Genomic DNA, 14,289 nt, shown 5'->3' with positions numbered 1-14,289 from the left:
CGCGGGCGTTTCCGCAATGCGAGAATGGACTCGGTACGACACGGGGAGGCAGAAGCCATGGAATTCGACCGGTCCCGCCGAGCGGACGAGTACTACGCCAGCCAGACGGATCGCATCCGCCGGACGCTGCGCGACAGCAACATGCCGATCGTCGCTCTGACCGAGTCGACGCGACCCGCGGATGAGCTGTTCGGCGGCCTGACGGAGGCCGATGACAAGATCGTCGGCGTGCGGGTCGTATACCCGAGCCCACAGCCGGACGGACCCTGGGTAAGCGTGGATACCACACGGTGGGCCGGCACCCGGACAAACTCCGGGCCCCTACGGTGGCTCGTCGAGCATCGCCTACGCCAGCAGGGCGAACGACTGTCCTCGTTCGACTGGTCCGAAGAGCCTGCCACGGTGCTGGTGGACGGCGAACCGGTCGGCGGCCGGTTGGTGCGCGCCGGTACACGATGGTGGGCAGCCCGCTGCAACAGGGCCGATGTCGAGATCAGCGTGTTGGCCGAGAACTGGCACCCAGACACGATCGCTGTGAACACAGTCACCGACGTCGCACCGATGCTCGACCGACTCCGGTCGCGCCCGGCGCCGTCACAGCACAAATCTCCCGAGCCATTGCCCGAACCTCTGCGCAGTGAGCCGCATCGGGCACTGGTCGACATCGTCCTGCGATCCGCACAGCAACACTCCGGCTGGATGGCCGATGGCGGACCGGTTCCCGAACTCCCGGCCTACTGGTCCACACTGTGGACCGCCGCGATCCAGCGCCAGATCGCCCTGACCGACCAATCCGAACCCGAGGCCCGTGATTCCGTTCGCCGACTGGCGGACCACGTGGCCAACCTCCACCACGACGCGGCCTGGTTCCGCGACAACACCGATCTCCGGACGCGCGCCGTCGCCGAGACGCTCCTGCACTGCACCATGCCAGACGCCAGCGTCCCCAGCCGCCCGGCTCAGCAAGCCTGGCAACATCGTCAAGTTGTGGCCGGCACCCACCGCCGGCCCGAAATCGCCGCAGCCGCCGACCGTGCCTGGCGCGAAGCCTGGATCACCTGGATCAACACCGTCGGCTGACGCCGACCCTCATCTTTGGCCGACTTCAGGAGTGCGACAGCCGCGTACGGGTATCTCGCCGCTCGCGCACCTGCCCGGCGATCACCTGCGCAAGCAGGGCGGGTCGACGCAACACCCCGACGACTCGGGACCACGGTGCCAGCGCACGGCAACCGCGACGTCGCCAAAGGCACGCTGAGAGGCATCCTCAACGATGTCTCTATGACCATTGACGAACTCGCCTGGAGCGACAAAACCACCGAAGGACTGCTTTGACGGGCGCACACGACCGCGAGACGTCGGATGGGTGAGCACATCCACCACCGAACTGGACCGCAGCGAGCGTGCAGCACAGCGATTCGCGCAACGCATCGCCCGCTCAGCACGAACGAGCAGGTGAGGGCATCGGTGGGGCGCACGATGCATCACACGAACCGGACGATCAACGTTGAAGGACAGCCGCTTACCACAGAACGTCCAGCAACCAATGCGACAAGCCCGACCAGACGGTCTTGAGTACACGCGGGCGGAGCGAAGCGACCAACGCACCAAGCCCAGCCCGGGACGGGTTTGAGGGGGTGCGGGTGGAGCGAAGCTCCCCCACCGGGGAGCACGGCGAAGCCGTGCGCGGGGAATCCACCAACCGCCGGCGAGCGCCCCCGAAGGGGGCGCGAGCAGGGTTCACCCCGGTTGGTGGAGCGCACGATGCACCACGCGAACCGCTCGATCAACATCGAAGGCCAGCCACTCACCACCGACACACCCAGCGTCCGACGCGACAAGAGCACCCCGCGACGGGGTTGAGGGGGCGTGGGTGGAGCGAAGCTCCCCCACCGGGGAGCAGCCGAAGGCTGCGCGAGGAATCCCACCGACCCACGGCGAGCCGGACCGAAGGTCCGGCGAGCAGGGTCGACCCAGGTCGGTGGGGCGGGCGGGACTCGAACCCGCGACCGAGGGATTATGAGTCCCCTGCTCTAACCCGCTGAGCTACCGCCCCGAGCGTCGCAAGCTTACCGACCTGCGCAACCGGGACGCCGCCCGGAAAGGGGTCCAGGCGCTAAAATGGCCCCGGTAAGGGGCCGTTTGGAGCTCCCGCGATAGGACTCGAACCTATAACCTGCCGGTTAACAGCCGGCTGCTCTGCCAATTGAGCTACGCGGGATTGCAGCACCCTCCGGGTGAACCCGGTGAATCAGGGCGACCGGGAAAGAGTACAGCACGCACCCGGGGGTCGCGCCAGCGGGTTGTCTCCGGCGCGGCGGACACCATCCCATCGTGTGCCAGATCTCGGCAAACGGGTACATGATCGATGTGTCGGAACGAGGATGGACGGGTAACTCACAGGCAGGACGGCGCTGAGAAGCAACGATGACCGGGCGCCGCTCAGAAGGAGGTTCGTCGCTATGCGCGGCAAGCTACTGTTCCTCGGCGGCCTGGCCGCGGGCTTTGTGCTCGGTGCCCGGGCTGGTCGGGAGAAGTATGAGGATCTCAAGGCGACTGCTCTGAAGATCAAGGAGAGCCCGACGGTGCAGGAAGCCGCCGGGGTCGTCCAGGAGCAGGCGACGCGGCTCTACAGCGAGGGCAAGACCAAGGTGACCGACAAGCTGGCCAACAGCCGGTTCGCTGAGAGCGATCTCGGACAGCGGCTGATGGGCTCGTCGGAGTCCACGACGCCCGCGATCGAGCGGGACATGATGGCCACGACTGGGCCGTCGAAGACGACACCCAGCGGGGGCACCAGCTTCTAACGGGAGCATCAGCGCCTGGTAAGCGTGACAAGGCCGGCCCGATGACGGGCCGGCCTTGTCAATGACCTCAGGACGACGACGAGAACGCGGCGTCGAAGGCGGCCGCCGGCGCGTCGAACGCCAGCCGCCGCACGAACGCCAGGGCCTCCGGGGCGCCGACGAGGCGGTCCATGCCGGCGTCCTCCCACTCGATGGAGATCGGTCCGCGGTACCCGATCGCGTTGAGCGCCCGGAAGCAGTCCTCCCACGGCACGTCGCCGTGGCCGGTGGAGACGAAGTCCCAGCCCCGGCGCATGTCGGCCCACGGCAGGTGGGAGGCGAGCCGGCCGCGGCGGCCGTCACCGGTGCGGACCTTCGCGTCCTTGCAGTCGACGTGGTAGATCCGGTCGGCGAAGTCGAAGATGAAGTTCACCGGGTCGAGCTCCTGCCACACGAAGTGTGACGGGTCCCAGTTGAGGCCGAACGCGGGCCGGTGACCGATCGCCTCGAGGGTGCGCTTGGTGGTCCAGTAGTCGTACGCGATCTCGCTGGGGTGCACCTCGTGCGCGAAGCGGACGCCGACCTCGTCGAAGACGTCGAGGATCGGGTTCCACCGGTCGGCGAAGTCCTGGTAGCCGTCCTCGATCATCTGCGGGGGTACCGGCGGGAACATGGCCAGCGTGTGCCAGATGGACGAGCCGGTGAAGCCGATGACGGTGTCGACGCCGAGTTTGCGGGCGGCGCGGGCGGTGTCCGCGATCTCAGCAGCGGCGCGCTGGCGGACGCCCTCGGGCGCGCCGTCGCCCCAGATGCGGGCGGGCAGGATGCCCTGGTGGCGCTGGTCGATCGGGTGGTCGCAGACGGCCTGGCCGACGAGGTGGTTGGAGATCGCGAAGACCTTCAGGTTGTGCTTGGCCAGGGTCTCGAGCTTCCGGTCCACGTAGGACTCGTCGGACAGTGCCTTGTCGACCTCGAAGTGGTCGCCCCAGCAGGCGATCTCGAGGCCGTCGTAGCCCCATTCCGATGCCAGGCGGCAGACCTCCTCGAACGGCAGGTCGGCCCACTGGCCGGTGAAGAGCGTGATTGGACGCGCCATGCTGTTCCTCCGGTGCTACGGCGGTGATTGAGCACTGTGGGTTCAGGCGCGAGGGAGACCTGCAAACAGGACCGACGGCACGAGGACACGAGAAACGGCGCGGGTGGGTTGCGCCTCCCACCCGCACCTGTCCAGGGGCCGATCAGGTGCTGAGACCCATTTTAGGAACGAGCCTCAGCCGGTACAAGCCGCAAAACAGGCGACCCGTCCGCCCGGATCGCACCTGCCCGGCCGCGGGGGGAGTCGGCGTCACCACCCGAGGCGGTTGTGCAGGTGCTGTGGTGCTTCCGAGCGGACGGGGCCCGGGCGGCGGGGCCGGTCGGCGTCGCGACCCCGCCACCCGTCTGTCCAGCCGCGGGCAGGGCAGGCCCGCGGCTGCGGTTCAGGTGGCGTACAGCGTGAACTCGTCCACGTCGAACAGGGACCCGCTGCCGCCGCGGAACACCAGGTAGAGCGTGGTCGCGGCGTTGGCCGTCAGCGGCACCGACGCCGTGCGGAAGGTGTCCCAGCTGCCGGTGTTGGCGACCGCGACGCTGCCGAGCAGCGCGCCGGTGGCCGAGCCGGCCCGGAACTCGATGGTGCCGCCCGCGCCGGCCGAGGACCATCTGACCCGGACGCCGGCGGCGGTGCCGAGAGCCAGGCCCGAGTACGCGGCCCAGTCGTTGTTGTCGATGAACCCGGCGGTCTGGCCGCCGGTGGCGGTGCCGTGCGCGGCGACCTGCAGGCCGCTGGTGGACGACCACGCCTCGCCCTGCCGGGTGGTGGCCGCGCGGGTCAGGGTGAGCTGGTCGAGGTCAAACAGGGAGCTGCCGGCGCCCTTGAACACCAGGTACAGCGTGGTGCTGGTACTGGTGGCCAGCGGGGTGAACCCGTCGCGGAAGGTGTCCCAGCTGCCGGTGCTCGCGACCGCGACGCTGCCGAGCAGGGTGCCGGTGGTGCTGCCGGCGCGCAGTTCGATGGTGCCGCCCGCGCCGGCCGAGGAGGTCCGCGCGACGGCGCCGGTGACGGTGGAGAGGTTCACCCCGTTGAACGCGATCCAGTCGTTGTTGTCGATGTATCCGGCGGTCTTGCCGCCGACGGCCGGGGCGTGGTTGGCGACCTGGACGCCGCCGGTGGAGGACCACGCCTCACCCTGGTAGACGCTGCCGGACGGGGCGACCGGGGCGGCGCAGTCGCCGTCGACGCGCTTGGCCGTGTACCGCAGCGCGCCCAGCAGCAGGTTGCGGAAGTTCGCGTCGGCGTAGCTCTCCTCGGTGTGGCCGAAGCCGGTGTAGAACGACCGACCGTTGTCGATGGTCTTGCACCAGGTGATCGGGTGGTCGCCGCTCATCGAGCCACCCGAGTACGACGACTCGTTCAGCGAGGCCAGGACGTGGGCCGTGGCCCGCGGGTTGGTCTGGTAGTTGTACCACTCGTCGGTGCGGGTCCAGGTGGCGCCGAGGTGGGCCGTGGCCGGGTGGGTGCGGTCCTCGACGTTCACGCTCGCCTGCTGGATCGCCGGGTGCGAGGCGAACCACGCGCCGACCAGCGTGCCGTAGAACGGCCAGCCGTACTCGGTGTCGGCCGCCGCGTGCACGCCGACGTACCCGCCGCCGCCCCGGATGTAGGACTCGAAGGCGGTCTGCTGGGCGTCGTTGAGCACGTCGCCGGTCGTCGACAGGAACACCACCGTCTGGTACTGGGCCAGGTTGGCGGTGCTGAAGGCGGCGGCGTCCTCGGTGGCGGTGACGGTGAAGTTGTTGGCGGCGCCGAGCGACTGCACGGCGGCGATGCCGGTGCCGATCGACGAGTGCCGGAAACCGGCGGTCTTGGAGAAGACGAGGACCTTGTACGGGGCGTCGGCGGCGCTGGCGGGCGCCGGGGTGAGTGTCGCCGCGGCGAGCAGGCCCGCCGTAGCGGCGGCGAACCAGTTGCGGGCTGAGCTTCTGGTCATGACAGTTCCTTCACGATGGGCGTGAGCGCGCGCCGTCGCGCCGTCATGGTGTCGTCGTGCGTTGTGCCCGTCCGCCGGCGCGGCATGCGTGTGCCATGCCGCGCCGGCCTGACGGACCCTTCCTCGCCGGCCACCCCGGCCGCGGGGCGCAACCGCGGCCGGGCCCTCGCTGCCGGCGAGGAAAGCTGTTATCCCCTGATCCCCAGCAGGTGTTCCATGGCGAGCTGGTCGAGGCGCTCGAAGGCCATCCCGCGGGCGGCCACCGCGTCGACGTCGATCTCCTCGGCGCGCAGCGTCGCCAGGGTCTCCCCCGGCATCAGCGTCGGCACCGAGAGCTCGTCGACACGGGCCGCCGCGAGGGCCGCGGAGACCTCGGGGTCGTCGCGGAACGCCCGGACCTTGTCCTTGAGGATCAGGTAATTGCGCATGCACGCCGCGGCGGTGACCCACACCCCCGCGGCGTCCTCGGTACGTGGTGGCTTGTAGTCGAAGTGGCGGGGTCCCGCGTACGCCGTGGGGTAGCCGGAGCTGTTCTCCAGCACGTCGACGGTCCAGAACGCGCCGCGCAGGTTGCCCGCGCCGAAGCGCAGGTCCTGGTCGAAGCGGGGGCCGTGCTGGCCGTTGAGGTCGACGTGGAACAGCTTGCCGTGCCACAGCGCCTGCGCGATGCCGTGGGCGAAGTTGAGCCCGGCCATCTCCTCGTGCCCGACCTCCGGGTTGAGCCCCACCCGCGAAGGCTCATCCAGGGTGGAGATCAGGGCGAGGGCGTGACCGATCGTCGGCAGCAGGATGTCGCCGCGGGGCTCGTTGGGCTTGGGTTCGATGGCGAGGCGGATGTCGTAGCCGCGCTCCCGGATGTACGCGCACAGGGCGTTGACCGCCTCGCGGTACCGGTCCAGCGCCGCCCGCATCTGCTTGCCGGCCCCGGACTCGGCGCCCTCGCGGCCGCCCCACAGCACGTAGGTCGGCGCGCCGAGCTCGGCGGCCAGGTCGATGTTGCGCAGCACCTTCCGCAGCGCGAAGCGGCGCACGGCGCGGTCGTTGGCGGTGAACGCGCCGTCCTTGAAGATGGGGTGCCCGAACAGGTTGGTGGTGGCCATCGACACCACCATGCCGCTGGTGTCGAGGGCCTCCCGGAAGCGGCCGACGAGCTTGTCGCGGACGGTGTCGTCGCTGCCGAACGGGATCAGGTCGTCGTCGTGGAAGCTCACCCCGTACGCCCCCAGCTCCGCCAGCCGGTGCACGGACTCGACGGGGTCGAGCGCCGCGCGGGACGCCGAACCGAAGACGTCCTGGGCCTGCCAGCCCACGGTCCAGAGCCCGAAGGAGAACCGGTCGGCGGGAGTGGGGGCGTAAGGGTCGTTCATGCCGTCGCCTCCGCTGCGCTCCAGCGCCGGCCTGAACCGGCACTGAGCCCATGATGAGCGACCTCTCCGCTGCGCTGCGGGTCACTCATGCCAGCACGCTGACCCACGACGCGTCGGACTTCTCCACGGCGTCCAGCACGAGTTGTACCTGCAGCGCGTCCTCGAACGAGGGCGTCGGGTCGGTGCCGGTGGCGACCGCCTCGATGAAGTCGCGCATCTCGTGGGTGAAGGAGTGCTCGTACCCGATGATGTGGCCCGGCGGCCACCAGGCGGAGACGTACGGGTGCTCCCCCTCCGTCACCAGGATGCGGCTGAAGCCCTGCTCGGCCGTGGGCCGGGTGGCGTCGTAGTACTCCAGTTCGTTGAGCCGCTCCAGGTCGAACACCAGCGAGCCGAGCTCGCCGTTGATCTCGACCTTGAGGCCGTTCTTGCGGCCGGTCGCGAAGCGGGTCGCCTCGTAGGTGGCCAGGCCACCGCCGGAGAGCCGGGCGACGAAGACAGCCGCGTCATCGACGGTGACCTCCCCCGTCGTCGCGCCGGCTCTCGCGGACAGCCCGCTGGACGCCTCCGGCAGCGGGCGTTCCTTGATGAACGTCTCGGTGATGCCGGTGACGCCGGTGATCTGCTGGCCGGTGACGAACTGGGTCAGGTCGATGATGTGCGCGCCGATGTCGCCGAGCGCGCCCGAGCCGGCCTTGTCCTTCTGGAGCCGCCAGACGAGCGGGAAGTTCGGATCGGTGATCCAGTCCTGTAGGTAGACGGCTCTGACGTGCCGGATCGCGCCGAGCCGGCCGTCGGCGACGAGGTTGCGCATCAGCGAGACGGCGGGGACCCGGCGGTAGTTGAACCCGCAGGCGGACCGGACGCCGAGCGCCCGGGCCTTCACCGCCGCGGCGACCATCGCGCGCGCCTCGTCGACCGTGTTGGCGAGCGGCTTCTCGCACAGCACGTGCTTGCCCGCTTCCAGCGCGGCGATGGCGATCTCGGCGTGGCTGTCGCCCGGGGTACAGATGTCGATGACATCGATGTCGTCCCGGGCGAGCAGCTCGCGCCAGTCGGTCACCGCTTCGGCCCACCCGAGCCGGCTCGCGGCTTCCGCCACCTTCGCCCCATCGCGGCCGCAGACGGCGACCATGGTCGCCCGCGCCGGCAGGTCGAAGACCCGGTTCACGGTGCGCCACGCCTGTGAGTGCGCGGCGCCCATGAACGCGTAGCCGACCATGCCGACGCGCAGCTCCCCGCTGCTGCCCTGAGTGGACACTTGGCGGTTCCTTTCTGGTGGTTGGCTCTACCTGACGACCTGCTAGGACTTGAAGCCGAGCGGCAGGTACTTGTCGACGTTGTCCTTGGTGATCGTCTCGGACTGCAGGACGATCAGCTTCGGCACCTGCAGCTCGACCAGGTCGCCCATGCCTTTGCCCTGGGCGGCGAGGCGGGCCAGGATGATCGCCGAGGACGCCATCGACGGCGGGTAGGTGACCGTCGCGGTCAGCACCGTGTCGCCCGCCTTGATGTGGTCCATCGCGTCGCGGGAGCCGGCGCCGCCGACCATGAAGAACTCCTTGCGGTTCGCCTGCTGGATCGCGGCGAGGACGCCGACGCCCTGGTCGTCGTCGTGGTTCCACACGGCGTCGAGCTTCGGCGCGGCCTGCAGCAGGTTCGCCGCCGCCTTCTGGCCGGACTCGACGGTGAAGCCGGCCGCCACGCGGTGCTTGACGGTCAGGCCGTAGGTCTTGAGCGCGTCGGCGAAGCCCTTCGACCGGTCCTTGGTCAGCTGGAGCTCGTCGATGCCGGGGATCTCGCCGATGACCGCGTCGGTCTTGCCCTTGAGCTTCTCGCCGATGAAGTGGCCGGCGGCGATGCCCATGCCGTAGTTGTCGCCCTTGATCAACGAGAACGACGCGGCCGGGTCGGAGAACTCACGGTCGAGGTTGATGACGATGATGCCGGCCGCGGTGGCCTTCCGGCCGATCTCGGTGAGCTGGGCCCCGTCCTGCGGCAGCAGCACGATCGCGTCGGGCTTCGAGCCGATCAGGGTGTCCAGCGCGGCGATCTGCGCGGGTGCGTCCTTACCGGCGTCGACGACCTTCAGGGTCACGTCGGAGAACTTGGCGGCCTGCGCCTTGGCGTTGGCGGTGATGGCACCGATCCAGCCGTGGTCGGCGGCCGGCGCGGAGAAGCCGATGGTGACGGCCTTGCCGGGCGCCTCCGTGGCGTTGTTGACCTTGGTGTTGGTCCCGGTGTCGGAGTCCTTGGTCTCGTTGGACGTGCAACCGGCAAGCAGTGCGCCGGCGCCGAGCGCCGCCCCGCCGAGGAGAAGCTTGCGGCGGGACATGTCACCCGAGGATGCGCTCATCACGACCTCCTGGTCGTCTGTGGGATGGGGGTGTGTACTGGTTCGGTGCGTTTTTGGGCGTGTTGATCAGCACTGCCGTCGCGGCTGGACGGCGGTGTGGTGTCGCGGTGAGGTGCCCTATGCGGTTTGGGCTCTGGTGCCTATCTGTTGAGCCGGGTCCTGAAGAACGAGCCGACCCGGAACTGCTGGATCAGGACCGCGACCACGATGATGCCGCCGTTGATGATCCGCTGGACGTCCAGCTGCAGGTTGTTGACGATGAACAGGTTCGTGATCTGCGTGAAGATCAGCACGCCGAGCAGCGAGCCGACGATGGTGCCGCGGCCGCCGGTGAGGGCGGTCCCGCCGATGATCGCGGCGGCGATGGCGTTGAGCTCGTACAGGTCGCCGTGCGTGTTGCTGCCCGACGTCGTCTGGGACACGATCATCAGCGCGGCGATGCCGCAGCAGACCCCGGACAGCACGTACAGCAGCATGGTCTGCAGCCGGACGTTGATGCCGGCGAGGCGGGCGGCCTCGGCGTTGCCGCCGATCGCGATGGTGCGCCGGCCGAAGGTGGTGCGGTTGAGCAGGACCCAGCCGATCACGACGACCGCCAGGAAGATGATGACCATGTACGGCACCCCGAGCAGCCGGTCGCCGGCGAGGCTCTTGATGAAGGGGTCCGCGGTGATCTGGGTGTGCGACCCGGAGATGTTCTGGGCCAGCCCTCGCGCCGACAGCATCATGGCGAGCGTGGCGATGAAGGGCACCAGCTTGCCGTACGCGATCAGCCCGCCGTTGACGAGGCCGGCGACCGCACCGACGGCGAGCGCGGTGAAGACCATCGCCGCCGGGCCCATGTCCTGGGTCGCCACGGTGGTGCACCAGACACTGGCGAGGGCGAGCAGCGCGCCGACCGACAGGTCGATGCCGCCGCTGATCATCACGAAGGTCATGCCGACCACGATCACGCCGATGCTGGACGCCTGGGTCAGGACGGTCAGCTCGTTGGACCAGAGCCGGTCGACGTCGAGGAAGATGTCGGGGCGGGTGACGGCACCGATGATCAGCAGCAGGACCAGCACGCCGATGAGGGCGAGGTTGCGCTTGATCGAGTCGGCGCCGTCGCGCTGCCACCAGCCCTGCTGGGCGGCCGCGCCCTTGTTCAGCTCCACCGGGGCGGTGGACGGTGTGGTCGCGGTGCTCATGCTGCGGTCCCTTCGGGGGCGGTGCTCGCCAGGTCGGCCCCGTCCAGCAGCGAACCGGCCATCACCAGGTCGAGCACGGTGTCTTCGTCGAGTTCGTCGGCGGGCGCCTCGCGGACGAGCCGTCCCTCACGCATGACGAGCACGCGGTCGGACAGGCCCAGCACCTCGGGCACCTCGCTGGACACGAGCAGCACACCGACGCCCTCGTCGGCGAGTCTGCGGATCACCTGGTACAGCTCGGCCCGGGCACCCACGTCGACCCCCCGGGTGGGCTCGTCGAGCAGCAGGAGCCGGGTGCCGCCCAGCAGCCAGCGGCCGACGACGACCTTCTGCTGATTGCCGCCGGACAGGGTGCGCACCGGGCGCCGGACATCGTTCGGGCGCAGGTCGAGGCCTTGGGTGATCGTCTCGGCCTCGGCGCGCTCGCGTCCCGAGTCGGTGAAGCCGACCCGCGCGAAGCGGGTGAAGCCGGCCAGGGTGACGTTGCGGTAGATCGGCTCGCCGAGCAGCAGCGCCTGGCTCTTGCGCTCCTCGGGGGCCATGCCGATGCCGGCCTTCACCGCGGCGTTGACGCTGCCGCGGCGCAGCGCCCGGCCGCCCACCGCCACCGTGCCGGCGGTCGCCCGGCGGGCACCGAAGACGGTCTCGAGCACCTCGGACCGGCCGGAGCCGACCAGCCCGGTGATGCCGACGATCTCCCCGGCGTGCACGGTCAGCGAGACGTCGCTGAACCGGCCCTCCAGCGACAGTCCCTGCACTTCCAGGAGCTTTTCGCCGTACACCTTCGCCGCGGGCTTCTCGGGGAAGACGTACTCGATGGTGCGGCCGGTCATCCGGCTCACCAGCTCGCGGGTCGGCGTGGTCTTCGCGTCGAGGTTGGCCGCGGTCGTGCGGCCGTCCTTGAGCACCGTCACGCGGTCGCCGATCTCGCGGATCTCCTCCATGCGGTGGGAGATGTAGATGACCGCGATGCCCTGCGCGGTCAGCGCGCGGACCATGCGGAACAGGTTCTGCACCTCGTCATGGGCGAGCACGGCGCTCGGCTCGTCCATGATGAGCAGCCGCGCCTCGCGCGACAGCGCCCGGCCCATGCTGACGATCTGCTTGGCCGCCGCGGGCAGCTTGCCGACCTCCCGGCCGACGGGGATCTCCGCGTGGCCGAGCCGCGCCAGGATCTCCGCCGCGCCGCGGCGCGCGGTGCGCCGGGCGACGAACCCGGCGCTGTGCGGCTCGTGACCGAGGTAGATGTTCTCCGCGACGCTGAGCCCGTCGACGAGGTCGAGCTCCTGGTAGATGGTGGCGATGCCGGCCTTCATGGCCGTCTGCGGGCTGTTGAACGCGGCCGGCTGCCCCAGCCACAGAATCTCGCCGGAGTCCGGGGTGTGCGCGCCGGAGAGCACCTTGATCAGCGTCGACTTGCCGGCGCCGTTCTGCCCGAGCAGGCAGTGCACCTCCCCGGCCCGCACCTCCAGCTGCACGCCGTCGAGCGCGCGGACACCGGGGAAGGTCTTCACCACATCGGTAAGCCTGAGGACGATGTCGTCCGTACTTGTCATGATGGCCGTCCATATGCGAGTTCGCTGGCCAGTACCGCGGCGCCGACAACGCCGGCGCGGGGGCCGAGCTCGGACAGGACGACCGGCAGATTGCCGGTCGCGAGGGGCAGCGAACGCCGGTAGACGACGCTGCGGATCTCCGCCAGCAGGATGTGACCGAGGCCGGCGAGACCGCCGCCGATCACGATCATCGACGGGTTGATGAAGCTGACCAGGCCGGCCAGCACCCCACCCACCCGGCGCCCACCGTCACGGATGAGACGGATGCACGTGACGTCACCCTCGGCCGCGCCGTCGGCGACGTCCTTGGCCGTCACCACGCCGTTGGCGTTGAGCCGCTCGGCGAGGGCCGGCGAGGCGCCACTGCGCGCCGCCGCCGTCGCGTCACGGGCCAGCGCACCGCCGCCGAACAGGGCCTCCAGGCACCCGACGTTGCCGCACGAGCACACCGGCCCGTGGCTGTCGACCTGGATGTGCCCGATGTCGCCGGCACACCCGTCGGTGCCCCGGTAGACCTCGCCGTTGAGGTAGATGCCGCACCCGATGCCCGTGCCGACCTTGAGGAACAGCAGGTTGTCCACCGAGTGCGCGACGCCGCCGTAGCGCTCGCCGATGCTCATGATGTTGACGTCGTTGTCGACGACGACCGGGCAGTTGAACTCGCGCCCCAGCACCTCCCGCACCGGGAACCTGTCCCAGCCCGGCATGATGGGCGGCGAGACCGGCACCCCGTCGCGGAAGCTGACCGGCCCCGGCACGCCGATACCGATGGCGTGCAACCGCTCGTACGACCCCTCCGCACGGAACTTGTGCAGGATCTCGTTGACCCGCTGCAGGATCACCTTCGGCCCCGACCTGATGTCGGCGGGCTCGCCGTACGCAGCCACCGGCTCCAGCCGCCCGTCGGTGATCTCCACGTCGATCGAGCTCGCCCCCAGGTCCACCGCGGCGAACCGCAGGTCCGGGCTGAGCTCCACCAGCGTCGAGCGCCGCCCGCCCCGGCTCGCGGCGGGCCCCGCCTCGCGGATGAGCCCGGTCGCGACGAGCGCGTCCAGATCCGCGAGCAGCCGCGGCCGCGGCACCTCCAGGCGATCCGCCAGCTCCGCACGCGACAACGCACCGGTGTCCCGCAACAAGCGGAGCAGGCGCGACTGAACCGGACCATCCACCGCACTGACCGTGTTCACAATGGCACCTCCTCATCTGGTCGCAGGCAGGGAGTCCGCGACACGCGGCTACACCACCACACCCCCGCCAAGGTGCTGGTTGCCGGGTCGTGTGCCGTGCGTTACACCCGTGTTGCGTCGAGACTTTAGGCCCTTCACCGCGCCACGTCTAGGTCTTCTATCTTCCGTTACCAAACTTTCGCTGAATCCAACGGAAGTTGACCCACTTCCGAACGTTTCCTCATTTCCGCAGGTGAGCACGTGTACGGACGCTCCACCAAACCCCCGCGCACCGGACAAATCGCACGGTCGGGCGGTGCGGGCCGGCCGGGGCTTGATGATCGCGGGCCGAGCCTGGCGGCCACCGCCGCCGCCTGATTGAACCTCGCCGGCATGAGCGCGACCGGGCAACACAACCCGGTGGATCCCTGTGCGCCGGGGAACAGGGATCCACCGGGTTCCAGGGATCCACCGGGTTCCAGGGATCCACCGGGTTGGACCCGTGCTCCAGACCGCCCGCAAGCACATCGACATGCATGCGTGGGGAGCCATCATTGCGTCATACGGTCGGCGTCCACGGAGAGTGACGCAACGTCGCTGTGCTGACTCGCCTGTGGCTCAAGCGATGGTCAACAAGTCACCCTCGCCCGTCACGGTAACCACCGCGGCCACGGACACCGGCGTCGACCCGGGCACAGGTCTCCCCGGGGCTCCGCCGTCGAGAGGGGCACCGCCGACGCGTGCGCAGCTGGCCAACATCACACCGGGTGGACGCAGGCGACAGCAAACGCAGCCATCGGCGAAACGCACCAGCTGACCGCGCTTACCGGCAGATCGAC

The 14,289-nt window shown here is 69.7% G+C and carries 10 protein-coding genes and 2 tRNA genes; 2 read left to right on the top strand and 10 right to left on the bottom strand.

The features are described 5' to 3' along the window. Positions 1-57: 57 nt before the first annotated feature. On the top strand, positions 58-1,080 hold the full coding sequence (locus AB0H83_RS06185; RefSeq protein WP_360087674.1) for a hypothetical protein: 1,023 nt from the start codon (positions 58-60) through the stop codon (positions 1,078-1,080). Positions 1,081-1,982: 902 nt separating this feature from the next. Here the strand turns inward: AB0H83_RS06185 and AB0H83_RS06180 are convergent. Next, positions 1,983-2,056: transfer RNA gene (locus tag AB0H83_RS06180), tRNA-Ile, on the bottom strand. Between the two features lie 92 nt (positions 2,057-2,148). Further along, positions 2,149-2,221: transfer RNA gene (locus AB0H83_RS06175), tRNA-Asn, on the bottom strand. Between the two features lie 241 nt (positions 2,222-2,462). Here AB0H83_RS06175 and AB0H83_RS06170 point away from each other — a divergent pair. Continuing rightward, the gene (locus AB0H83_RS06170; protein ID WP_360087671.1) at positions 2,463-2,807 is read left to right on the top strand and encodes a hypothetical protein; all 345 of its coding nucleotides are present in this window, start codon (positions 2,463-2,465) and stop codon (positions 2,805-2,807) included. 67 nt (positions 2,808-2,874) lie between these two features. Here AB0H83_RS06170 and AB0H83_RS06165 read toward each other — a convergent pair whose 3' ends face one another. The 8 genes from AB0H83_RS06165 to AB0H83_RS06130 all read right to left on the bottom strand — a co-directional run bounded on the left by AB0H83_RS06165 (position 2,875) and on the right by AB0H83_RS06130 (position 13,453). Beyond that, entirely contained in the window at positions 2,875-3,882 is a 1,008-nt protein-coding gene (locus AB0H83_RS06165) for a sugar phosphate isomerase/epimerase family protein (RefSeq protein ID WP_360087668.1), read from the bottom strand. A 382-nt stretch (positions 3,883-4,264) separates the two neighbouring features. Further along, positions 4,265-5,815, bottom strand: a complete 1,551-nt coding sequence (locus AB0H83_RS06160) for a ThuA domain-containing protein (RefSeq protein WP_360087665.1) — start codon at positions 5,813-5,815, stop codon at positions 4,265-4,267. Between the two features lie 188 nt (positions 5,816-6,003). Then, positions 6,004-7,182, bottom strand: coding sequence for a xylose isomerase (xylA, locus tag AB0H83_RS06155; protein ID WP_360087662.1), 1,179 nt, complete (start codon positions 7,180-7,182; stop codon positions 6,004-6,006). A gap of 85 nt (positions 7,183-7,267) precedes the next feature. Beyond that, positions 7,268-8,404, bottom strand: a complete 1,137-nt coding sequence (locus tag AB0H83_RS06150) for a Gfo/Idh/MocA family oxidoreductase (protein WP_360088089.1) — start codon at positions 8,402-8,404, stop codon at positions 7,268-7,270. Between the two features lie 81 nt (positions 8,405-8,485). After that, complete coding sequence (locus tag AB0H83_RS06145) at positions 8,486-9,538, bottom strand: substrate-binding domain-containing protein (RefSeq protein ID WP_360087659.1); 1,053 nt, start codon at positions 9,536-9,538, stop codon at positions 8,486-8,488. A gap of 140 nt (positions 9,539-9,678) precedes the next feature. Then, entirely contained in the window at positions 9,679-10,728 is a 1,050-nt protein-coding gene (locus AB0H83_RS06140) for an ABC transporter permease (protein ID WP_360087656.1), read from the bottom strand. Beyond that, the gene (locus AB0H83_RS06135) at positions 10,725-12,284 is read right to left on the bottom strand and encodes a sugar ABC transporter ATP-binding protein (protein ID WP_360087653.1); all 1,560 of its coding nucleotides are present in this window, start codon (positions 12,282-12,284) and stop codon (positions 10,725-10,727) included. Before AB0H83_RS06135 ends, AB0H83_RS06140 begins: the two co-directional genes overlap by 4 nt. Then, positions 12,281-13,453: an ROK family transcriptional regulator gene (locus AB0H83_RS06130; protein ID WP_360087650.1), complete on the bottom strand. Its 1,173-nt coding sequence runs from the start codon at positions 13,451-13,453 to the stop codon at positions 12,281-12,283. The genes AB0H83_RS06135 and AB0H83_RS06130 overlap by 4 nt, the downstream gene beginning before the upstream one ends. Positions 13,454-14,289: the final 836 nt, after the last annotated feature.

Origin of the sequence: Dactylosporangium sp. NPDC050688, from assembly GCF_040654515.1 — a bacterium.
Taxonomy (GTDB): Bacteria; Actinomycetota; Actinomycetes; order Mycobacteriales; family Micromonosporaceae; genus Dactylosporangium.
Note: the sequence above shows the minus strand (reverse complement) of the source record. Positions and strands in the feature narration are given on the sequence as shown.